22 protein-coding genes and 3 pseudogenes are annotated in these 21,889 nt (G+C 63.5%); 16 read left to right on the top strand and 9 right to left on the bottom strand.

The genetic code is table 11. The features are described from left to right. Window positions 1-106: 106 nt before the first annotated feature. On the top strand, window positions 107-412 hold the full coding sequence (locus DEQ92_RS05730) for a DUF6516 family protein (protein WP_115820524.1): 306 nt from the start codon (window positions 107-109) through the stop codon (window positions 410-412). A gap of 24 nt (window positions 413-436) precedes the next feature. After that, the gene (locus DEQ92_RS05725) at window positions 437-841 is read left to right on the top strand and encodes a transcriptional regulator (RefSeq protein ID WP_115820523.1); all 405 of its coding nucleotides are present in this window, start codon (window positions 437-439) and stop codon (window positions 839-841) included. A gap of 109 nt (window positions 842-950) precedes the next feature. Here the strand turns inward: DEQ92_RS05725 and DEQ92_RS05715 are convergent. After that, a pseudogene (locus tag DEQ92_RS05715) lies at window positions 951-2,283 on the bottom strand (RNA-guided endonuclease InsQ/TnpB family protein). Next, window positions 2,280-2,435 (bottom strand): DUF2080 family transposase-associated protein, encoded by a 156-nt coding sequence (locus tag DEQ92_RS05710; protein ID WP_115820521.1) that lies wholly within the window; start codon window positions 2,433-2,435, stop codon window positions 2,280-2,282. The pseudogene DEQ92_RS05715 and the gene DEQ92_RS05710 overlap by 4 nt, the downstream one beginning before the upstream one ends. 53 nt (window positions 2,436-2,488) lie before the next feature. On the opposite strand from DEQ92_RS05710, the pseudogene tnpA (DEQ92_RS05705) reads away from it, so the two are divergent. Beyond that, a pseudogene (tnpA, locus tag DEQ92_RS05705) lies at window positions 2,489-2,937 on the top strand (IS200/IS605 family transposase). A gap of 76 nt (window positions 2,938-3,013) precedes the next feature. Here the strand turns inward: tnpA (DEQ92_RS05705) and DEQ92_RS05700 are convergent. The 4 genes and pseudogenes from DEQ92_RS05700 to DEQ92_RS05685 all read right to left on the bottom strand — a co-directional run. Beyond that, window positions 3,014-3,751 (bottom strand): annotated as a pseudogene (locus DEQ92_RS05700) (transferase); the annotation flags it as partial. A 145-nt stretch (window positions 3,752-3,896) separates the two neighbouring features. Further along, window positions 3,897-4,142: a hypothetical protein gene (locus DEQ92_RS05695; RefSeq protein ID WP_004973027.1), complete on the bottom strand. Its 246-nt coding sequence runs from the start codon at window positions 4,140-4,142 to the stop codon at window positions 3,897-3,899. A 539-nt stretch (window positions 4,143-4,681) separates the two neighbouring features. Then, window positions 4,682-6,463, bottom strand: a complete 1,782-nt coding sequence (locus tag DEQ92_RS05690) for a histidine kinase N-terminal 7TM domain-containing protein (RefSeq protein WP_115820520.1) — start codon at window positions 6,461-6,463, stop codon at window positions 4,682-4,684. 114 nt (window positions 6,464-6,577) lie between these two features. Continuing rightward, window positions 6,578-7,480, bottom strand: coding sequence for a UbiA family prenyltransferase (locus DEQ92_RS05685; RefSeq protein WP_004973023.1), 903 nt, complete (start codon window positions 7,478-7,480; stop codon window positions 6,578-6,580). 151 nt (window positions 7,481-7,631) lie between these two features. On the opposite strand from DEQ92_RS05685, the gene DEQ92_RS05680 reads away from it, so the two are divergent. The 4 genes from DEQ92_RS05680 (at window position 7,632) to DEQ92_RS05665 (ending at window position 9,766) form a co-directional block, all read left to right on the top strand. After that, window positions 7,632-8,069 (top strand): pterin cluster protein, encoded by a 438-nt coding sequence (locus tag DEQ92_RS05680; protein ID WP_233516827.1) that lies wholly within the window; start codon window positions 7,632-7,634, stop codon window positions 8,067-8,069. 99 nt (window positions 8,070-8,168) lie between these two features. Next, window positions 8,169-8,636 carry a zinc ribbon domain-containing protein gene (locus tag DEQ92_RS05675; RefSeq protein WP_004973020.1) on the top strand — a complete coding sequence of 156 codons (468 nt, stop codon included), beginning with the start codon at window positions 8,169-8,171 and terminating at the stop codon, window positions 8,634-8,636. A gap of 142 nt (window positions 8,637-8,778) precedes the next feature. Continuing rightward, a complete protein-coding gene (locus DEQ92_RS05670; RefSeq protein WP_004973018.1) occupies window positions 8,779-9,345 on the top strand; it encodes a hypothetical protein in 567 nt (188 codons plus the stop codon). Then, the gene (locus DEQ92_RS05665; protein ID WP_115804563.1) at window positions 9,338-9,766 is read left to right on the top strand and encodes a hypothetical protein; all 429 of its coding nucleotides are present in this window, start codon (window positions 9,338-9,340) and stop codon (window positions 9,764-9,766) included. Before DEQ92_RS05670 ends, DEQ92_RS05665 begins: the two co-directional genes overlap by 8 nt. Window positions 9,767-9,812: 46 nt before the next feature. Here the strand turns inward: DEQ92_RS05665 and DEQ92_RS05660 are convergent, their stop codons facing one another. Together DEQ92_RS05660 and DEQ92_RS05655 are read right to left on the bottom strand one after the other, a co-directional pair. Then, window positions 9,813-10,124 (bottom strand): YdhR family protein, encoded by a 312-nt coding sequence (locus DEQ92_RS05660; RefSeq protein ID WP_004973017.1) that lies wholly within the window; start codon window positions 10,122-10,124, stop codon window positions 9,813-9,815. 139 nt (window positions 10,125-10,263) lie between these two features. Then, the gene (locus tag DEQ92_RS05655; RefSeq protein WP_115804564.1) at window positions 10,264-11,088 is read right to left on the bottom strand and encodes a winged helix-turn-helix domain-containing protein; all 825 of its coding nucleotides are present in this window, start codon (window positions 11,086-11,088) and stop codon (window positions 10,264-10,266) included. Between the two features lie 200 nt (window positions 11,089-11,288). Here DEQ92_RS05655 and DEQ92_RS05650 point away from each other — a divergent pair, with 200 nt between their 5' ends. From DEQ92_RS05650 to DEQ92_RS05630, 5 genes are all read left to right on the top strand, one after another. Then, complete coding sequence (locus DEQ92_RS05650; protein WP_004973012.1) at window positions 11,289-11,510, top strand: hypothetical protein; 222 nt, start codon at window positions 11,289-11,291, stop codon at window positions 11,508-11,510. 59 nt (window positions 11,511-11,569) lie between these two features. Beyond that, window positions 11,570-12,097: an FAD-binding oxidoreductase gene (locus DEQ92_RS05645; RefSeq protein WP_115820519.1), complete on the top strand. Its 528-nt coding sequence runs from the start codon at window positions 11,570-11,572 to the stop codon at window positions 12,095-12,097. A gap of 89 nt (window positions 12,098-12,186) precedes the next feature. Continuing rightward, window positions 12,187-12,567 carry an IS200/IS605 family transposase gene (gene tnpA / locus DEQ92_RS05640; protein WP_004973010.1) on the top strand — a complete coding sequence of 127 codons (381 nt, stop codon included), beginning with the start codon at window positions 12,187-12,189 and terminating at the stop codon, window positions 12,565-12,567. Then, window positions 12,564-13,868, top strand: a complete 1,305-nt coding sequence (locus DEQ92_RS05635; RefSeq protein ID WP_115820518.1) for an RNA-guided endonuclease TnpB family protein — start codon at window positions 12,564-12,566, stop codon at window positions 13,866-13,868. The genes tnpA (DEQ92_RS05640) and DEQ92_RS05635 overlap by 4 nt, the downstream gene beginning before the upstream one ends. A 273-nt stretch (window positions 13,869-14,141) precedes the next feature. Beyond that, window positions 14,142-14,597: an FAD-binding oxidoreductase gene (locus tag DEQ92_RS05630; protein WP_115820517.1), complete on the top strand. Its 456-nt coding sequence runs from the start codon at window positions 14,142-14,144 to the stop codon at window positions 14,595-14,597. Between the two features lie 56 nt (window positions 14,598-14,653). On the opposite strand, the gene DEQ92_RS05625 is transcribed toward DEQ92_RS05630, so the two are convergent. Beyond that, window positions 14,654-15,163: a hypothetical protein gene (locus tag DEQ92_RS05625; RefSeq protein ID WP_008091942.1), complete on the bottom strand. Its 510-nt coding sequence runs from the start codon at window positions 15,161-15,163 to the stop codon at window positions 14,654-14,656. Window positions 15,164-15,330: 167 nt separating this feature from the next. Between DEQ92_RS05625 and DEQ92_RS05620 the strand changes: the two genes are divergently transcribed. The 4 genes from DEQ92_RS05620 to DEQ92_RS05605 all read left to right on the top strand — a co-directional run bounded on the left by DEQ92_RS05620 (window position 15,331) and on the right by DEQ92_RS05605 (window position 21,889). After that, window positions 15,331-18,033, top strand: coding sequence for an ABC transporter ATP-binding protein (locus tag DEQ92_RS05620; protein WP_004973002.1), 2,703 nt, complete (start codon window positions 15,331-15,333; stop codon window positions 18,031-18,033). A 148-nt stretch (window positions 18,034-18,181) separates the two neighbouring features. After that, complete coding sequence (locus DEQ92_RS05615) at window positions 18,182-19,906, top strand: ABC transporter substrate-binding protein (protein WP_004973000.1); 1,725 nt, start codon at window positions 18,182-18,184, stop codon at window positions 19,904-19,906. A gap of 25 nt (window positions 19,907-19,931) precedes the next feature. Then, window positions 19,932-20,951, top strand: coding sequence for an ABC transporter permease (locus tag DEQ92_RS05610; RefSeq protein ID WP_004972998.1), 1,020 nt, complete (start codon window positions 19,932-19,934; stop codon window positions 20,949-20,951). After that, window positions 20,948-21,889: an ABC transporter permease gene (locus tag DEQ92_RS05605; protein WP_004972996.1), complete on the top strand. Its 942-nt coding sequence runs from the start codon at window positions 20,948-20,950 to the stop codon at window positions 21,887-21,889. The genes DEQ92_RS05610 and DEQ92_RS05605 overlap by 4 nt, the downstream gene beginning before the upstream one ends.

Below are 21,889 nucleotides of genomic sequence, written 5' to 3'. Positions count from 1 at the left end.
ATTGAAAGTTGACACACACGGAGTGCTGAATACAGCGCTGTCTGTGTAGGGTATGTATTTAGGTCCATAGGCTTATTCCTATGGAGGTAATAACATAGGGTAACGGATGGCGTCCTACATCACGATTGCAGATTGGAAGGCTGTCAAAGACGAGTACGTCGTCAATGTAACCATCCGCCAAACGGAGGATGATGAGTATCCTAGTGGGGGGGACTACAGTCACCATCTCGGCAGCCTCGGCGGGGACACCATCCTCCGGTACGACAACGCCCACGAACGGACGAAGGGTCATGAGCGACACACTGGGTCTGAAGTCGAGATCATCGACTTCCCTGGAATGTTGACGCTCTACGACCGATTCAAAGAAGAGGCCGAGGAGATGTCATCCGTCTCTTGGGACTGGGAAACGTGAGAAATCGCGACAGGTGATCACGACATGACGAAGCTCAAAGTAACGGTTGGTGAGGGAAACGACCTCGACGAACGCACGAGACAGCGACTCAAGGCGGCACAGGCAGGTGAGGAACTCGAAGACGCTCAGCCGGTGCTGAACTTCGACTCGTTCGCAGAACTCAGTCGGCTGCTCAGTCCGAAGAACCTCGAACTGTTAGAGGCGATCTCTGAGGATGAGCCGGACAGCATCCGCGAAGCCGCAGAATTGGTTGACCGTGATTACAAGCAGGTTCACCGGAATCTGACTGAACTGGCTGATATCGGTGTGATCGACTTCGAAGGCGGTGGCCCCGGACTCCCGAAGAAACCCGTACTAGCCTACGACGGTCTCGAAATTGACCTACAGTTCAACAACTCGAACAACAACGTTGGTGCCGCCGCGCCGTAGCCTGCGAGGACCACGGCTCGACGAGCCGATACCGGATCCCTCGCGTCGCGCCTTCTTGTTCGATGCGTCGTGAACCGCCTCGGGGTCAAGCCCCGAGGCTTCCCGTAGTTTAGTCGGACACTCCCATCCGACCATCGGCCTGATAGCCTCGAACGGTCGAGTGGGTCACGGTCGGGGCGTCCACAGCCCCCGATGCCCGCCGTCTCAAAGTCACCTTGTGACTTTGCGGGCTGCACAAGAGCGTAGCTCTTGTGAACGTCGCACCTTCCGAACAACGGGAAGGCTGTTGAGAGCAGGCACATTCCAGTCCTGATGCTTCCTAATGCCTTTCACGGCGATGTTGACGCTTGCACCACGGTCGCTGTGGTCTTGGTGGGAACACGACCGACACTTGAATCGCTTCTTGTTGCGGTTCGCACGTTCCGTATGCCCGCACATCGGACACCGCTGACTTGTGTACTCGGGGTTAATCCAGCCAGTTGGAATCCCCTCGAACGACGCCTTGTACGACGTGTAGTATTGGAGGACGCGGAACGGGAGGTGGTGCAAGCGTCGGTTCATCCGCGTGCCGTAGTCGATACTGTCGCGCATCTCTTTGAGGTCTTCAAAGACGATGCACGGCGTCTCGAACTGACGGCTCCACTCCACGATGTGACGAGACACTTTGTGGAGCCGGTCGCGGACAAACCGTTCCTCGCGCCCTTCCAGCGTGTCGTGCAGACTCGACTTCCCTGCGTTCTGGACGCGCTTCCGCATCGTGAAGTAGCGATGACGCTCGAACTTGATTTCGGGGAAGTCGATAACCAACGTATCCTCGACGCCATCCTCGGAGAGTGAAGTCAACGCGACGTTATCCTCGTTCACGTCCACACCCACGACCGTTCGTGAGTCGTGCTTGTCTCGAACGGTCTGCTCGGTGTTGGTGACGTTGACGTGCAACTCAGGATTGTCGTTGTGGAACAGGGCTTCCGCCGTCCCGATCTTCCACTCGTCGCTTTCGAGTGCGGTCTTGAGAATATCGAGGTGAGCGTCACTCCCTTCGAGGACGCCCTTAACGTGGTTGTACGGTTTCGCGCTGATTCGGAACGCCACGTCGCCATCGTCGGTGAGCGACAGGTTGTACCCCTCCTCGTAGTTCGCACGAAGCGGGTACGCACTGTCCTTGGTGTGACTCGGGAGTCCGGAGTCGTCGTACTCGTAGTAGTTCTCCATCGCTCCGAGAGCCTTGGCGACAACGCGCTGAGTCGTGTTCTTCACGAGGTTGGCGTCGTCGGCCACGCGGTCAGGAATGGCGTTCCAGTCCACGCCTTCTTTGGCGAGACGGATGGTTTCGTTGTACACGAGCGGGCTTCGAGCGTGGCGTCGTACAACAGGCTCTCGTTGTGACTCTGGATGTTGAGTTGGAAGTCCAGCGTCTTGACGAGAGCCTGTGTGTCGGTCATTCTTCGTCTTGTTCGGCGGGTTCTGAGGTTCGGACGACTTTCACGTCGGCCCCACGCCAGCGTTTAGGGACGGTGACGTGGGCGCTGTTCCCGAACGGTTTGACCTCACCGTCGAGAACTTCTTCGCCGTCGATTTCAAAGCGATTCGCCATACTTGTGTATATCCTTCGGATATACTTTACTGTGTTGGTGGAGTGGGTTCAATATGGGTGAGAAGCGGTCGAATCACACGGTGTACAACGTCAACTACCACTTCGTGTGGTGTCCGAAGTCTCGCAAGACCTCCGTCTTGCGGACATCGCTGAGCTTCGCTCAGCTTAGTACCGCCACACGATTCTCGAACCAATTGGGGACTCGCTGGAAGCAAGTTTCCGCGAGGTGTGTGACGAGTACGGCTACGAGATACTGTCGTTGCACATCTCACCCGACCACGTACACCTGTTCTTGTCAGCCCACCCGAAGCACTCTCCAAGCGAGATCGTACGAACGGTCAAGAGCATCACGGCGCGGGAGATGTGGGAACAGCACGAGTTGTACTTGGAAAGGTATCTGTGGGGCGGTGGGTCCTGGGAGCGGTCGTACTACATCGGAACGGCGGGACAGGTATCAAGCGAGACAATTGAACGGTATATCGAACGTACAGAACACGTCTGAGTGTCGGCTTCACCCTCGGGGTCAAGCCCCGAGGCACTCGCCTTGTTTATCTGTAGATTAGTACCAAAACCCCCCTTTAGTCGTCAGCGAGTGGGCTCTCTACTCGGTCGTGTGCGCCGGGGTCGTAATCGATGACCTCGGTCTCGTCGGGCATCGCCCGCACCTCAATCCCGCGCCACTCGCCGTCGAGTCCAACGAGCGCTTGTGAGTAGCCGAGTCGGTCAGAGCCGGGGACAGCGTCTTGGACGAACCGCATCTGTGCGTAGTTGAGGCCGAACTCGTTTGCCCAGGTCTCGTCCATCCCGTCGAGATGGTGGAACTGTTTGATGACACATTGGTCGAGAATCGCTTCCGACTCCGGATGTTGGAAGAGCTCGTCGACGGTCTGGGTGACGAGCCGAATCGAGAGGTCGTGGTGACGGTGGTGTCGGAACACCGTCTCGAGGAACGACAGGCTCTCTGTGTCCTGCATGATGTAGCGGGCTTCGTCGATGACGAAGACGACCTCATTGTCGGTCTCTTTGGCCCGCTCGTAGACGGCGGCGATGAGCAACTGCATGAGCAGGCTCGTACTGCCACCGACGGTTCCCTCCTGTTGGCCGAGGTCGAGATAGATGAGCTTCTCGTCGCGTATCTCGAACTCAGTCGGCCGGCCGAGATTTTCGTAGCGGCCACCGGCGGCGAACGGACGAAGCTGGTCGATGAGCCATGCTGCGTCCGCTTCGAGCTTCGCCGTCTCGACAGGACTGCGAACGACAAAGTCTTCGGGCGTCTCGGACATCGTCGTCAGCACGTCGAGAACGTCACGCATCGTCCGACCAGCGTGTCGCATTTGTGTGCGGGGCCGGTTCGAGTTGTTCTCGGGTGCTGCTGCTCCAACGCCAGCCAGCACGACGAGCGCAATGGCGGCGAGTATGCATGTCACACTACGGACCGAAGCGTGAGGCCTCACGCGACCGCTAGATGGGGACGAGGTCGATACACGTCGCGAGCGGGAGACCCATGGTTCCACCAGCGACGGTGTAGAGCGGGCCGAGTAAGACGAGTGTGAGCGTCGACTTGAGTGCGGTTCGCTTGTGTCGCTTAATCTTCTCTCGTTGGTCTGGGCTGAGCGTGAAAATCTCCGATAGTGAGTTCCCCTGCCAGACGACGACGAGTCCGATGAGTCCAATCGTCGTCGTGAGCTGGAAGAATCCAGAGATCATCGTCGGGAGTCGGTCTGTTTGACAGATGACGCTCTCTTGGGCGAGTGCCGGGTCGACAGCAATGAGACTGAGGAAGACGAATCCAACCAGCCCGTGTCGAGCGAGATGTCTAACCGTCGGTACTGTGTGCGCGTGGGTGGAAGAACGAGCGTGTGCTGCTGCTCTTCGGACCCGAGTGAATGGTCGAGTCATACTTCTTGGGTAGGCGGGCTTGCACCGCGCTCGAATGGCGACTGCCACCGAACTGTCACCGAATGGGTAGAATTCGGAGACTATCGCTCGTCTTTCTCGATAGCTAGCTATAAATTTGACGCAGTATTATCGATTATGATATTAACAAACCCTCTATTTCAACGGTTTGAATGCAATTTGACAACGATTTCTCAGTAAAAGCTTAGAATTGATATTTACAATTAGCGAGCAACCGTACTGTGATTTTATGACAGCCGATAGGGGTGTCGGCTGTATTCGGCCGACGATTCCGTCTGAGACGAGTGTGGCAAACTTGCGATAACAGATCTCTCCGGTCGCTGAACACCTCATTCGTCCCGCAACGCGGGAATCCGAAGCACCACTTCGGTCCCGCCCTCCTCGCGGGGGTGGAACGCGACGGTGCCGCCGAGTTGGTCGACGCCCCACTTCACCAGCCAGAGCCCGAGGCCGCTGGCGTGTCTGAGTTGCGTCTCGCCGTGGGCGTCGATGGCGGCGAGTTCGCTCGCGTTGATGCCGGGGCCGTCGTCTTCGACGCGAATCACGAGTTCGCGTTCGTCCACGGTCGCCGTCACGGAGACGACCGGCGTCGACGACGGGTTGTGCTGGACGCCGTTCTCGACGAGTTCGCGAACGATGGGTTCGAGCGTGGGCGCGCAGACGATTTCGGGGTCGGGAAGCGACGAGAGCCGGATGTTCGCACCGGGGGAGTCGGCTCGGACGGCGTCGGCGGCGGCCCGTATCTGGACGGCTGCGGGGAGCAGGCGGATGTCGCCGCTCCCGTCGTTATCGCGGGCCACGCCGAGTTTCCGCGCTTTCTGGCTGATGTTGACGAGCGTCGACGCGTGGTCGTGGAGGGTTTGGGCGTGGTCCCGCGCGTCGTCGAGTTCGCCGCCGTCGATGTCGTCCAAGACGAGGTTCGCGTAGCCTTCGAGGAGGTTCGCCTCGGTCCGGAGGTTGTGTCGGAGGACGCGGTTCATCACCTCGAGCTGCTGGAGGTTCAGCCGGCGGTCGGTCACGTCGCGGAAGACGAGCGCGTGGCCGATGTCGCGGCCGTGGTGGTCGGTGAAGGCGCTCGTCCGGAGTTCGAAGTACCGCTGGCCCGACCCGAGCCTGACGGTGACTTGGTCTGTGTCCCGCTGGTCGGGCGAGAACTCCTCGATAACGTCGCCGATGGGTCGCCCCTTGAGTTCGGCGTCGTCGTCGCCGAGAATCCGCGCGGCCGACTGGTTCACGTCGGTGACGCGCCACTTCGTGTCGGTGATGAGCACCGCGTCGGCCATCGTCTCGACCACGCGTTCGCGGGCGACCCACCGCGGGACCGGTCGGGCTTCGAGGAGTTCGTAGCGGCTGATGGCGACGGTACAGGCGAGTCCCGCGAACGCGAAGGCCGCGGGAGTCATGTCGATGGCCGGGCCGTAGAGTTCGAGGAGCGTCGTGGCGGCGTTGCCGAGGACGGGCATCAGCGCCCCGACGATGAGGGTGGCGGCCTGCAGTCGGTAGATCGTCGGCATGTCGAGCGCCGTCCGCAAGATGACGGCCGAGCCGGCGACCCACAGCAGGTAGCTGTATCCCAACACGACCCAGTACAGCGGCCCCCAGTCGGTCTGGAGGACGGTAATCGTCCGCCCGACGGCGGGGACGACCGTCACGCTGCCCCACATCAGGTGATGCAGGGGATTGGTCCACACGGCGACGAGGCTGGCGAGCGGGAGCGCAGAGAGCGCGAGGAGCGACGCCGGTGCGGTGTAGCGGTCTCGCCCGGCGTAGGAAAACGAAAACAGAAACCACGCGAGCGGGGCCGCGAGGACGCCGACCCACTGGAGGTTCGCGAGCGTGAGTTTGAGCGCCATGTCGTCGACGATGAGTTCGAAGAGGTAGCCCGCCGACCACCACCCGCTGGCGAGGCCGAACGCGACCAGCCCGGTCGAACCGGGCGTCGGCCGTCGCCGCCACGCGAACAAGACGACGTAGCCACTTATCAGTGCGGTGAGTATCATCAGCCCCACGATGACGACGACGAGCGGCACCGGTTGCGTGAGGAAATGCGCACCGGCGGTTCCCCCGAACACCACCTGTTCGAAAGTAGGCCACCCGATGTTCGGAATCACTATCCAGATAGTTATTCATCGAGTGACAAAAGGGTATTCGAGAATTCGGGGTGGCCGCCTCGGGTCGACAGCTACGTCGGCGTCACTCCGAACGGGCTCTCGGCTCGGTGTGTATCACACGAACGCACCGGCGGGACCGGCAACCGAAGCGACGACCGCGACGCCGACGGCCATCAGTACGCCCTCGCCGTCACGGAGCGTACAGAGCCGCTCGACCGACCGGGACGACCCGGTGAGCGCGTGGGTAATCCACGTCGAATAGGCGACCGACGGAAGGAGCGCGACCGGAGCCCACGCGGGGACGACGCCGACCCACGACGCCGCCCAGACGAGTCCGAGCGAGACGAGTTCCAGTCCGTAGAGGCCCAGTTGCGTGCGGCGGACACCGACGACCGTCGGCAGGGTCTCGACGCCGTTCCGGGCGTCGCCCGTCACGTCACGGACGTTGTGGACTTCGACCGAGATGGCCGAGCGGAAGAAGAACCACAGCGCCGCGACGGCCGCGCCGGCCGCGCCGGCGGCGTACTCGGGTGCCGTCGCGGCGACCGCGAGCGGGATGAACGCGACGGGGACCGCCCACGCGAGCGACACCGTCGCGGTGTTGACGAGAAAGACGTCCTTGAGTCGGTCGACAGACGACAGCGGGACGAGCGGGACGCTGTAGAACGCCGCGACGACGCCCGGAAACAGCGTCAGCCCGAGGGCGTAGACGCCGCCGTGCCGGACGGCGAGCCAGATCGCGACGGCGACGGCGACCACCGAGCACGCGGCGTACACCCGCGGGTGGGACGCCACGAAGGCGGTCCGCTCCGCGTAGTTCTCGGCGTCGGCGTCGAGGTCGGCGAGTTTGTCGAAGTTGTACACGCCGACGGTGATGAGAAAGCCGACGACGAGGGCGGCGTTCGGCGCGATTCCGGCGAGCGCGGACGCGACGAACACCTCGGCGATGGTCGACGCGCCGAGGAATACTGAGCTATGGACGACTGCACTGTACAGGCGGGGTGGGACGATTCGCATTGCGCCTTCGTGTCGTGGCGCGAGCGGATTAGTTGTGAGCCAGACAACAGTTCGGCGCAGTAGTCTAGTCTGGTCTGATCTGGTCTGGTCTGCGGCGCGTCCGAACGTGTTCGGGGCCTCGCTCATCCGGATTCGGTGCGTATCGGAGCGCATGGAGACACGGACTGCCGAGCGGGCGGAACGGAGAGAGATGGGAGCGACAGATGCGGCGTCGGAGACGGCCGAGACGGTGACGACGACGGTCGAGGTCAACCTGACCGGACACGTCAGGTCGGCCGCGGGCACGCATCAGGTCGAGTTCACCTTCGCGGGCGAGACGCTCCGGGCGTTCCTCGACGCGTTCTTCGAAGCCTACGACGTGCGTGACCTCGTCATCGCGGAGCGCGAGGCGGACGCGACGACGCGGGGATGGGCGCGGGTGGAACAACCCCCGGGCACGTGGCGGAAGAACCCCGAAGGGGAGCAGACGCGCCCCTACGCTCGTGTCCTCGTCAACGGCGTGTTCAACGAGAACCTCGACGGCTTCGACACGCTGCTCGAAGACGGCGACCGCGTCGCGCTCATGAAGCCGTTTTTGTACTGTGTGTGAGGGTGGCGTCTGCGTCGGTGAGTACCTCGGAGATGGCGGTGGGTCGCTCCCACGCCCGACCGCCACAGGACTAACGTCCCCCGCCGACAGATGGCAGGTATGTCATCGACCTCCGCGGACGACTCGACTCGCGACCGCGGCCCCGACGAGGCGTTCTGCCGCGACTGCGGCGCGGTCATCGACGCGCGCGCCGAAATCTGCCCCGAATGCGGGGTTCGCCAGCGCGACCCGCCGAAGTCGTCGATCGACTCGGCGCTCGACGACCTCCTCGAAGGCGGCAACCCCTTCGTCGCGGCGGTGTTGTCGGCGATTTTCCCCGGCCTCGGACAGCTGTACAACCGCGAACTCGAACGCGGCCTCGTCTTCGCGGTCGGCTTTATCGTCGCCTCTGTCTCGGTGATGGTCTTCATCGGCTTCCTCCTCGCGCCTGCCGTGTGGCTCTACGCGGTGTACGACGCCTACACCCGCGCCGAACTCCGTGCCGAGGAGTTACAGCGGGCGGCCGACCGGGAACACGAGACGGAGATTTCGGTTAGCGAGGCGGACGACGAGGAGCGCGAGGAATAGACGCGGAGCTTGGGGATAGGTTCGGTTTTCAGGCGTTTTTCATCCGGAGTGTTGCGTGCACGCTCTCCCACACCAACTGCGAAGTTCCTGAAATAATTCTGTTCGCAGTAGATATATCACCGCGAAGGGCGTTACTACGTGTATGGACACGACTGATACGCCCGATGAGATGTCGGACACGGGCGAAGAACCGCCTGCGTTCGATTCGTGGGAATCCCCAGGGGAACTGCTGAAGGGTGGGCCGACGAGAGAGCGTCTGCTGGATGTCGTCCTGCAGGTGCGCGAACCGACGAAAGTGTCGGTGATCGCTGAGCGTGCAGACTGTGATACGGAGACCGCACGGGACTACTTAGCGTGGTTTACCGAGATGGGAATCGTTCGTGAACTGTCTGGGCGACCGGTTCGGTACGAGCGGAACGATTCGTATCTGCGGTGGCGCAGAGTCGAGCGAATCCGCCAGCAGTACTCGGAGATCGAGATTGTCGAGCGGCTCAAAGAGACGGTCGATGCGGCCGAGGCGTACCGGGAACGGTTTGGCGTCGCATCGCCTGATGAGGTCTCCTTGGCAGACGAGCGCCACGAGGAGTCTGTCGAAGAGCGTTGGGAGGCCGTGTCTACGTGGAAGACGCTGGAGGAGCGTGCAGCCTTGTTAGATGCGGCGCGGCGCGATGAGTTGTCGGGCGGGCGTGCTGGGAGCATCAATGCGTGAGGACGAGCCGAACGGTACCGGCGGTATCGACAGCGATGTGTTGGAGCGGATTGGTCGGCGGTTGCGTGGAAGCGCTCGGTTCTCAACCGTCGAATATCGACCATCATACGCACCGAACGCCCTCGTGGCTGATTTTGACACCAGATATTTTCCGGCGGCCGTCGCGCGTGCATCTCTTCGTGTTCGGTGGTTTGTGACGGACGATTTCAGCGCACACTATCTCGAGCAGTATCGTGACGGAGGGTCGTGGGAATGTCGGTGGGACAGACACCCGAACAGCCACAACGACCGCGAGCATTTCCACCCGCCGCCGGACGCGGCGACGCCTGGTGAGGACACGGCGTTTGCGGGAGACTGGCGCGATGTCATTTCACGTGTGCTGTCGGAGCTGAGCGAGCGGATTCAGTCCTTCTGGGAGTAGCGTGTACGGCCTATACGACCTGTGTTGCGCAGCGCTGGGTGGTTGCTCACGCGGTTTCTGGTAGCCCTTCGGTCTCGCGGAGTGGGAACAACAGGTGGGCGTTCGTGACCGCTGGCTCGCCCTTCACGGCGTACGCCGCTCCGACGCCGGCGCTGAGGTCCGACGCGAAGTACGCGTCGCGGGACTCCTCCGAATCGAAGATGAAACACGCGCCGTACCGGTCGCGCTCTCGGTCGTGAACGAAGTACTTCTGTACGAGTCCGTCCACCGCTCGGAACTGCTTCGCCCGCTGGCGCATGGTCTCTTCGATGGCATCGTGCTCTAGCTCGGATTCGAACGTGGCGAAGACGATCTCCATAGTTCTTCATCCGAACGTTCGGTGCGAAGTGTTGTCATGATTCTTGCTGCGTAGTGCTCACTAGGTGAAATCCTCGCTGAGGCTCGCGTTTCTCCGCAGGACAGTCGAGACTGCTGTTCGAAGCGTTCGTTCGCGTCTCTCAGCCACAGACCTCGGCGAGCACGTCTTCGAGCGGTGCCGCGAGGTCTTCAGCGGTCAACAGGGTCGCATCGGCCCGATAGGTCTCGAACACGTCCGTCACCCACTCGAGGAACACGTCGTCGTCCGATTCGATCATGCCGATCGAGACGTCTACGTCGTTCCGCACGACGAGACAGCCGACCCCATCGTGGACCATCACGGGATGCGAAATCTCGCCATCGTACACGTAAATGTCAGTACGGTCCGAGGCGACGATGGCTTCGAACTCGTCGAGAAACGCCGAGTCCATGGCGGACTCGAAGACGACCGGGGCGAACACCGCTTCGAACGTCTGTGTGCCGTGGACGATCGACCTGTATCGACCCTCGATGCACGGGTCGGGGAAGAAGTCGGTGAGACTACGCGCGGTCTCGGAGATTCGTTCGAGTTCCCGCACGCGAGAGACCACGGCGAACGGATTGTACTGCGTTGCGTGCGTGACGGTCGCGTCGGTCAGCTGCTCGACGCTGACGCCAATCTCCTCGAGCGGTACGTACGGGAGGAGTTCGTTCAACTCGCGTGCGACCGCCATGTCACCGTGAAATCGCGCGAACGACGCTGCGACGAACCTGCCGAGCGGCGTCAACGAGTAGTGAGAGCCGTCGCGGACGAGCCAGCCACGCTCTTCGAACGCCTGTACGATGCGGCCGATGGTGGCCGACGAGGCACCGGTCACCTCCCGAAGCGCCGCCCTGGAGCACCGGCCCTCGGCGAGCATCCGAATCACCACCGGACGGTGCTGCGAGTCCGCGAGGTACCTGATATCGTCGAGCGCCTCGTCCATGGTATAATCTAGCACGCTGTGCGCATAGCTGTTCGCGTTGTGACGGGAGAACAGGCGCGACACCCGGAGATTTCGGGGCGTCGTGACCTTCAGGACCCCTGTGCGTGTGGGTGGGTGCTCACTAGGTGAAACCCACACACCCCCTGTGATTTTAGCAGGAAGCATCATGACATGGTCCGAGCGCCTCTGTGAGGGTGCATATGGGAGACAGAAACCACCTGCACGTGTGCCAGCACTGCGGCGTCGTCCACGCGACCGCGTCGCCGACGGCCCCCGAGGCGTGTGTCGTCTGCGAGGCGCTCACGTTCAGCCCGTCCGAACTGAACGCACTCCTCCGGACGAGAGGACGCATCGACCCCGAATCGACCGAGACTGACGGCGAGCGGGCGAGGTGGACCTCGCCACTCGTCAGTACGTCTTGAACTACTTCCTGTTTCGCTGAGGAATGCCTATTCCGACGGACAACGTCTGAAGATACGTTATGGACCGGTCTTACCCAGCGGTGGACGACGCCACTATCCGCGACCTCGACGCTCGTCTCCGCGGCGATGCACTCGGTCCGGAAGCGGACGGCTACGAGGAGGCCCGCACGGTATGGAACGCGATGATCGACCGGTATCCCGCCGTCGTCGTCCGGCCAGCGGACACGAACGACGTCGTCGCTGCCGTCACATTCGCTCGCCAGTACGGGCTGGCAGTCGCGGTCCAAGGCGGGGGCCACAACGTCGCCGGACACGGCGTCTGTGACGGTGGGCTGCTGATCGACTGCTCGTCGATGACGGAGATACGACTCGATGTCGAGACCAACACCGCCCGCGTCGAACCGGGTGTCACCGTCGGGGAGTTCGACCGGGCGACGCAGGTCCACGGCCTCGGCGCGCCGGCCGGAATTATCTCGGAGACGGGCCTCGCCGGGTTGACTCTCGGCGGCGGGTGGGGATGGCTCAGTCGTTCCTATGGGCTCACGGAAAATTCGAGGCGAAAGCCTCGCCCTTCAGGGCGGGGATGAAGTCGACCAATAGTATTCAACCGCCGACGACAGCACAGACGGGGTTCCAACGCAATCTTTAACCCGCCCGGTTGTGATAGTATGCATAGATGGTAAAGAGTACCCGTCACGCGAAATACGAACTCTACTACCACATAGTGTTCGTGCCGAAATATCGGCGTTCGAACCTGACGGGGAAGACAAAGGAACGTCTCGAAGCCATCTTCGCGGAAATCTGTGAGGACAAAGACCTCGAACTGGCCGAGTCCGAGGTCATGCCCGACCACGTACACCTGTTCATCGGGAGTCCACCCAAGAACGCACCGTCACTCATCGTCAACTGGGTCAAGGGCATCTCGGCGCGGAAGTATAACCAGCGGTACGACGACCGCGTGAAGTGGACTCGTTCCTACTACGTCGGAACAGCGGGAAGCGCCTCGAAGGGCGCTGTCGAACAGTATATCGCTGAACAGGAAGGTAGCGACGAATGAAGCGCGTCAACACCTTCGAGGTGCTTCCACAGACCGAGAACGACAAAGAGTGCCTTCTACGGCTCCTCGACGCCTCCGCTTCCCTGTGGAACGAACTGACCTACGAACGTCGCCAGAACTACTTCGGTGACGGCGACGTGTGGGACACCTCCGAGTACCGTGGACAGTACAACGGCGTCGTCGGAAGCGCGACCGTCCAACAGGTCACGCGCAAGAACAGCGAAGCGTGGCGGTCGTTCTTTGCCAAGGAGAAAGGCGAGTACGCCAACCCACCATCGTACTGGGGCAACGAAGAGGACGGACGCGAACTCCGCACCTACATCCGATGCAACCAGTACACGATTGAGTGGGGGAAGCGTAGTCGTCTCGAAATCCCTGTCGGGCAAGAACTGAAAGACGAATACGGACTCGGCTACCACGAACGACTCCGCCTCGAAGTCCGAGGCAACCCGAAATGGGACGGCAAACAGGGTCGTCTGGAACTTGAGTACGACGAGGTTAGCGACACGTTCAGGGCTTTCCAACCAGTCACCGTACCTGATTCTCGACTGGGTTCACCACTGGCTTCTCACGAAGCCGCCCTCGACGTTGGCGCGAACAATCTCGTCGCCTGTTCCACGACCACTGGGAACCAGTACCTCTACGACGGCCGGGAGTTGTTCAGACGGTTCCGCGAGACGACAGACGAAATCGCCCGCCTACAGTCGAAATTGCCCGAGAGACGGAGTCTCTCGGAATCACGGAAGACGGAGTCTTCCGGACGACTCCGAGAGGGGCGCTACTCCTCGAATCGGATTCGACGGCTGTACCGGCAGCGAACGAAACGCCGTGACCACGCACAGAACGCGCTGGTGCGCGACCTCGTTGAACGGCTGTACGACGAGGGCGTGGCGACGGTGTACGTGGGCGATTTGACCGACGTGCTGGAAACGCATTGGTCGGTCAGGGTGAACGAGAAGACGCACAACTTCTGGGCGTTCAAGAAGTTCATCCACCGTCTCGCGTGTGTCTGTGAGGAGTACGGCATCTCTCTCGAAGCCGAGTCGGAAGCGTGGACGAGTCAGACGTGTCCCGAGTGTGGCGACCACGAGGAGACGGTTCGCCACGGGGATACGCTGACGTGTCCGTGTGGTTTCGAGGGACACGCCGACCTCACGGCGTCAGAGACGTTCCTTCGGGAAAACAGCGATTGCGAAATCAGGCCGATGGCACGGCCCGTGCGATTTGAGTGGGACGACCACGACTGGTCGGGGAAACCACACCCTCACGAAAGTCCCAAAGAAGTGCGCACAAACCCGTAAGTTGCCTCCGTGGGTCGGTAGCCGAACCCCCAACGGAGGAATCCTCGCGCTTTAGCGCGGGGTGGGTGTCAAGCCTCGGTTAGGACCGCACCGTCCGCGTCGTTCGTCCCGGCGGACGTCCGTGGGGAACGAGTCGTCACCGCCTACCTGTGCTACGCAGGCGCTCTCGAAGACGGGGAGCGTGCGATTCGGCCACTACGAGAGTTCCAAGAGCCGACGGTCGACCTCGTTCGACCGCGCCAGTACACGGAATTCCAGGGACTCTTTGACGACGTGTACCCGCCGGGGTACCGGAACTACTGGAAATCACAGTTCGTTAGCGAGGCCGGGCTGTCCGACGGGGCCATCGAGACGCTCGTCGACTACGCGAACTCGGTGACGTCGCCGTACACGTCGATCGTCATCGAGCATCTGGGTGGCGCGATTTCGCGTCTCGATTCGGACGCGTCCGCGTATGCCCACCGCGACGCTGGCTACTCGTTCAACATCTTCACCCGATGGACCGACGCCGACGAGGACGACGAACACGTCGCGTGGACGCGGGCGTTCTTCGCGGCGATGGCTCCGCACCTCTCCGACGGCGTCTCCGTGAACTTCCTCAGCCGCGAGGGGAGCGAGCGCGTTCGCGCCGCCTTCGGGGACAACTACGACCGGTTGGTCGAACTGAAACGCCAGTACGACCCGGAGAACCTGTTCCGGGTGAATCAGAATATCGCGCCGCGGGCCTGACGGAGAACAAGTTCCGCAGCGGAAAAAAGCGTCTTCGACGGTCGGCGACGCGACGACTAGGCGAACTCGTCCGACAAATCGGCGTCCCAGTCCGGCGGGAGGAGCGGGTCGGGGTCCTCGTGGACGAACTCGACGCCCTTGTCGGGGTCCAGCGGGTGGACCTTCGTCCGCATCGTCTCGCCGGCGTCGAGGAGCGAGAACATGCGTTCGGACTCCGCGAGGCGGTAGTACAAGGGGAGGCAGACGGCGACTTCGTCGTCGGTGGCGCGGACGACGAGCGCGAGGTAGACGAGGCCGCCGGTGACCGCGCGGAACGCCTCGTACTCGTCGAACGTCGCGCCCGTGACGGCGGCTTCGAGGTCGGGATAGACGTCGTCGCCGACGACCACGTCGAGGCCGACGTGGTCGACGACTTCGTCGCCCGTTCCGGGAACGGGGACCACGTCCCCCGGCAGGGCGACGACGACCGTCCAGTCTCGCTCCCGATAGTCGTCGGCGAGCGCCTCGCACTCTTCGACCACCGTCTCCCACGTGCCCGACTCGTCCGAGAGCGGATGTTCTTCCATGCGGCATGGTGTCGGAGTCCGCTACCTAAACTTTGGCTTCTCCCGCCGCCGTCGCGCGCTTTCGCGCGTCACGCGGGCGACCGCAGGCGATTCAGCATTATGTTTCCCACGTATCAATTGGCAAAAATTGAAAAGGTATTTCACGCCATGCAGGTCATTCCCAGTCAATGAGGAATCTACTCTCTCTTTCGGACCTTCGAACCCAGTTCTCGACCGGCCGGGGTCGGGTCAAGGCCGTCGACGGCCTCGACCTCACGGTCGGCGAGGGCGAGACGGTCGGACTGGTCGGCGAATCCGGGTCCGGAAAGAGTGTGACGGCGTTGTCGGCGATGGGACTCGTCGACGACCCCGGCGAAATCGTCTCCGGGTCGGTCGAACTCGAGAGCGCCCGACTCGCCGAGGAGTTCCGCGAGGAGTACACCAACCCCGCCTTCGTCGACGGCGACGTCGTCAACCTCGTCGACGCCCCCGAGGAGGCGCTGCGGGCCGTCCGCGGGCGCGAACTCGGGATGATATTCCAGGACCCGATGACCTCGCTGAACCCCTCGCTGACGGTCGGCGAGCAGGTCGCAGAGAGCCTCCGACTCCACCAGTACGGCGGTCGCCGCAAGGACTCGTGGTTCAACGCGGTCCGCGAACTGCTCCCCCGCATCAGCCGCGACATCGACGACGAAGTCGTCGAGCGGACCATCGACGTGCTCGAATCGGTCGGCATCCCCGAACCCGGCGCGCGGGTCGACGAGTACCCCCACGAGTTCTCCGGCGGGATGCGCCAGCGCGTTCTCATCGCCATCGCGCTCGCCTGTCAGCCGCGCGTGCTCGTCGCCGACGAGCCGACGACCGCGCTCGACGTGACCATTCAAGCGCAGATTCTCGACCTCATCGACGACCTGCAGGAGGACCTCGGCATGTCGGTGCTCATGATCACCCACGACCTCGGCGTCGTCGCCGAGACGTGTGACCGGGTCGCGGTCATGTACGCCGGTGAAATCGTCGAGGAGGGGCCGGTCGAGGAAATCTTCCACAACCCCTCGCACCCCTACACGTACACGCTCCTCGAATCGCTCCCGAGCGAGGAAAAAGAGCGCCTGACGCCCATCGAGGGCAACGTGCCGGACCTCATCGACATGCCCGAAGGGTGCCACTTCGCGCCCCGGTGTCCGTGGGCCCAGCCGGAGTGTACCTCGGGCGAGATACCGTACAAGCAACACGGCGACGACGCCGTGGACCACCGCTCGAAGTGCATCCTCGACGACTTCGACACCGACGAGTACGGCGGTGACGCCATCGAGTCGTCGACGGGCACCGAGCCCTCCGACACGCCGCTGCTCGAAGTCGACGGCATGCAGAAGTACTACGAGCAGGCCGACGGCATCCTCGACCGCTTCCTCGGGGCCGACGACCGGAGCGTGAAGGCGGTCGACGGCATCGACTTCACGGTCTACGAGGGCGAGACGCTCGGCTTGGTCGGCGAGTCCGGCTGCGGGAAGTCCACCGCCGGGCGGAGCCTCCTGCACCTGACGCCGCCGACCGGCGGGCGCGTCGTCTTCTCGGGGACGGACCTCTCCGGGCTCGACAGCGACGAACTCCGCGCGATGCGCCGCGACATGCAGATGATCTTCCAGGACCCGCTGTCGTCGCTGGACCCGCGGATGACCGTCGGCCAGACCATCCGCGAGCCGCTCGACGTCCACGACCTCCCCGTGTCCGACCCGGACGTGCGCGGCGAGGCCGACGTCACCGTGACCGGCATCGACGCCGAGCGCGTCTCGGTCACCGCGAGCGACGAGATCGACGCCATCGTCGGCTCCTCGAACGGCGTCGCAACGGCTACCGTGACCGTCACGGTCGCCGACGGCGAGGTCGACGTGGCCGTCGAAGAGCGGCTCCGCGCCGAGGTCGAAGTCGAGCGCGAGGGTGACGTCGTCTCGGGCGTCACCGTCCGCGTCACGCCGGGCGACTCGACCAGCGAGCGCCGGCGTCGCCGGGTCCACCAACTGCTCGACGCGGTCGGCCTCGAAGTCGGCCAGTACGACCGCTACCCGCACGAACTCTCGGGCGGCCAGCGCCAGCGCGTCGGCATCGCCCGCGCGCTCGCGGTCGACCCCGACTTCATCGTCGCCGACGAGCCGGTGTCGGCGCTCGACGTGTCCGTGCAGGCGCAGATTCTCAACCTGCTCGAAGACCTCCAGGAGCGCTTCGGGCTGACGTACCTCTTTATCGCCCACGACCTCTCTGTGGTTCGCCACATCTCCGACCGCGTCGCCGTGATGTACCTCGGCGAAATCGTGGAGGTCGCGGCGACCGACGAGCTGTTCGACGACCCGCGACACCCCTACACGCAGGCGTTGCTGTCGGCGATTCCGGAGCCCGACCCGGCCGCCGAGACCGACGACCGCATCATCCTCGAAGGCGACGTGCCGAGCCCCATCAACCCGCCGTCGGGCTGCCACTTCCGGACGCGGTGTCCGCAGGTCATCCCGCCCGCGGACCTCGACATCGAGCAGGCGGCCTACCGCGAGGTGATGGACCTCCGCCAGCGCGTCGAGCGCGAGTCGCTGGACGTCGAGACCGCCCGCGACGCGGCGCTGGACGCGGGCGACCCGAGCGCCGAAGCGACGGTGAGCGCCGACGGCGGCACCGCCGACGCGGACGCCGTCGTGGACGAACTCCGCGAGTCGCATCTGTCGCACACGCTGTCGCCCGAACTCCGGGGCGTCGTCGACCGCGCGCTCGAACGCGTCGTCGCCGACGACTGGGACGAGGCGAGCGAGATTCTCCGCGAGCGATTCGAGAGCGTCTGCGAGCGCGACGCGCCCGAACTGGGCGAGCAAGCGCACCCCGCGGCGTGTCACCTCGTAGACGAATAGGCGGCGCGTCGGGGCCTATACGGCCTCTCATCACCTATTCGACGTTTTTTGATTGTCTCGTATTTTTACCGGAACAGGTCGACGGTGTCTCTCGTTCCTCGCTTCAGCGCTTCGTTATTTTTATAGGTAGCCATTGATAGATACACGTATGTCACAAGATGGCAATGATGTTTCGCGGCGTCGGTTCCTGACGGCCGCAGGAGCTGCTGCAGCGACGGCCGGACTCGCGGGCTGTTCCGGCGGCGGCGGTGAGGACACCACCACCGAATCCGGTGAGACGACCGGTGAGGGCGAGACGGACCAGACCGAGACGGAGACCGAAGACGGCGGGTCGACGTCGGTCCTCCGCTACGGTCGCGGCAGCCACTCGCCGACGCTCGACTTCCAGAACAGCACGAGCGGCGAGGTCGCGAAGGTGACCGAACAGCTCTACGACACGCTCATCAACTTCGAGCCGGGCCAGTCCACGCTGACGCAGGGACTCGCCACCGAGTACTCCCTTGAGGGCCAGTCGGCCTCCATCACGCTCCGCGAGGGCGTGATGTTCCACAACGGCGAGGAGTTCACGGCGGAGGACTTCGTGGCGACGTATCGCCGCTTCGTCGACAGCGACTACGAGTACTACGCCGGCGACGACTACGTCTCGGCGTACGGGCCGTTCACCCTCGGCTCGTGGATCGACGAGATTCAGGTCGACGGCGACTACTCGATGACGATTCAGCTGACCCAGTCGTACGCGCCGTTCCTGCGTAACCTGGCGATGTTCGCGGCGGCGGTGCACTCCCTCGCCGCGATCGAGGAGTACGGCACGGACCTCAGTTCGAACCCCGTCGGCACGGGCCCGTTCCAGCTGAGCAACCTCGACGACGCGAACGAGCGCATCCGCCTCGAAGCCAACGCCGAGTACTGGGGCGAGGGGCCGAACGTGGACGAGGTCGTCTTCGTCACCATCGGACAGAACTCGACGCGCGCTCAGTCGCTCGCGTCGGGCGAACTCGACATCATCGACGGACTCGGCGCGCAGTCGTCCGTCCAGGTCGAAAACGCCAGCAACGCGAACCTCGTCCGCACCGAGGGTATCAACATCGGCTACATGGCGTTCAACATGGCGAGCCGCGAGGAGTTCCGCGACCGCCGCGTCCGGCAGGCCGTCAGCCACGCCATCAACACCGAAGCCATCGTCAACGAGATTTACTCGGGCTTCGCGACGCAGGCGAGCCAGCCGCTCCCGCCGAACGTCCTCGGACACAACGACGACATCGACCCGTACCCGTACGACCCCGAGGAGGCCCAGCGCCTCCTCGAAGAGGCCGGCTACGGTGACGGCTTCTCGTTCGAACTGGCGACGTTCCAGAACCCCCGCGGCTACAACCCGTCGCCGATTCAGACCGCAGAGACCGTCGCGTCCAACCTCGGCGAAATCGGCATCGAGGTCGACATCAACCAGCAGTCGTTCGGGCCGTTCCTCGAATACACCGCCCAGGGCCGCCACGACGCGTGTTTCCTCGGCTGGTACACCGACAACGCCGACCCGGACAACTTCATGTACGTCCTCCTGCACCCGCAGGTAGAGGAAGGCGAACTCACGGAGGGACAGGACTGGGTCAGCTTCGACGCCGAAGGCTACAACACCAGTAACCGCTCGGCGTGGGCGAACCGCGACTACATGGACCTCGTCGAACAGGGCCAGAGCACCTACGACGAGGCCGAGCGCGAGTCGCTGTACAACGAGGCGAACCAGATCGCACACGACGAAGCCCCGTGGGTCTACCTCGACTACGCGGACGAGCTTCGCGGCGTCTCCAACCGCGTCAGCGGGTTCCAGATCGCCGCCATCAGCGGTCCGTACCTCAACCTGGTCAGCCTGAACTGAGGCACTGACCGCGCCCTCGACTTTCATGATTTCCACACGATTCGTACTCAAGCGGCTGCTGTTGCTCGTCCCCGTGCTGGTGGGAGTGGCGTCGCTCGTCTTTTCCATCCTGCACCTCTCGCCGGGTGACCCGGCGCTCACCATCGCGGGCGAGCGCGCCAGCGAGGAGTTCGTCCGGCAGATCGAAGAGAGCCTCGGCCTGAACGACCCCATCTGGGTGCAGTACGGGCGGTTCCTCGTCGATGCCGCGCAGTTCCAGTTCGGCGAGTCGTTCATCATCCAGCGGAACACCGCGGTCCGCGAGGTGCTCGCCAACAAGCTGCCGGTCACGCTCGAACTCGCCATCTACGGCCAGCTCATCGGTATCTCGCTGGGCATCCCGCTCGGCATCCTGAGCGCCGTCAAGCAGGACAGCATCACGGACCACCTGACCCGTATCGGCGCGCTCGCCGGCATCAGCGTGCCCATCTTCTGGAGCGGCCCGCTTCTCATCTTGCTGTTCGCGCAGGTGCTCGGGTGGCTCCCGACGAGCGGCCGCATCTCGGTCCTCTACAACGTCGAGGCCATCCGGGTGACGGGGCTCGTCACGGTCGACACGCTCCTCGCGGGCAACTGGGAGATGTTCGTCTCCGCGGTCCGCCACATGATTCTCCCGGCGTCGGTCATCGGCGTCTACTCGATGGCGCTCATCTCCCGGATGATGCGCTCGTCGATGCTGGAGGTCATCCGGCAGGACTACATGCGGACCGCCCGCGCGAAGGGCCAAGGCGCGAAGATAACGGTCCTGAAACACGGCTTCCGCAACGCGATGATTCCCGTCATCACGGTCATCGGCATCCAGTTCGGTGGCCTGCTCGGCGGCGCAGTACTCACGGAGACGGTGTTCGCCATCGGCGGCATCGGGACGCTTCTGGTCGAGGCCATCAAGGTCGGCGACTACCCCATCGTTCAGGGGACGGTCCTGACCTTCGCGTTCCTGTTCACGCTGGTCAACCTCGGCGTCGACATCACCTACTCCATCCTTGACCCGAGGATCGAACAATGAGCACGGAAACCACGACCACGACCACGAACGAGACGGCGGCGGACGTCGACCAGCGCGGGCTCATCGACCGCCTGACCGCGTCGCCGTTCGTCTCCCGACTGCTGTCGAACCGCCTCGCGCTCGCCGGCATCGCCATCATCGTCGCGATGGTGGTCATCGCGCTGTACGCGCGGCTGTTCTTGGACCTCGAAGTCATCACGCAGTCGCAACTCGGGACGAACCCGAACCGCGCCCCGCCGAGCCTCGACTACCCCTTCGGAACTGACGGGCAGGCCCGCAGCCTCCTGCCGCGGGTGGCCTACGGCGCGTGGTACGCGATGCTGTTCGGCACCGTCACGGTCGCCGCCTCGACCGTCCTCGGCGTCGGTCTCGGCATCGTCGCGGCCTACTACAGCGACGTGACCGACAACGTCATCATGCGGACGATGGACGTGCTGCTCGCGTTCCCGTCGCTCCTCTTGGCGCTGGCGCTCGTCGCCATCTTCCCCGACGAACTCGGGCTGTGGCGGGCGGTCGCCGCCCTGACGCTCGTCTACACGCCGCGGTTCGCCCGCGTCGTCCGCGGGGCCGCGCTGACCGTGCTCGAAAACGAGTACATCGACGCGACGGTCGCGCTCGGCGCGGCCGACCCGCGGGTGCTGATTCGGCACGTCCTGCCGAACTGTCTCGCGCCCATCACGGTCCAGAGCACGCTCAACTTCGGGCTGGCAATCATCGACCTCGCGGCGCTGTCGTTCCTCGGCTTCGGTGCCGAGGCCGGGACGCCCTCGTGGGGGCTCATGCTCTCGAACGGCGTGAGTCAGGGCCTCCTCACGGGCGTCTGGTGGTGGTCGTTCTTCCCCGGGTTCTTCCTCGCGCTCACCGTGCTGGGGTTCAACCTCCTCGGCGACGGCATGCGCGACGCGCTCGACCCGCGGATGCGCGAAGCGGTCGACTGA

Source organism: Haloferax sp. Atlit-6N, assembly GCF_003383195.1.
Lineage (GTDB): Archaea > Halobacteriota > Halobacteria > Halobacteriales > Haloferacaceae > Haloferax > Haloferax gibbonsii.
This window is presented reverse-complemented; position numbering and strand designations above follow the sequence as displayed.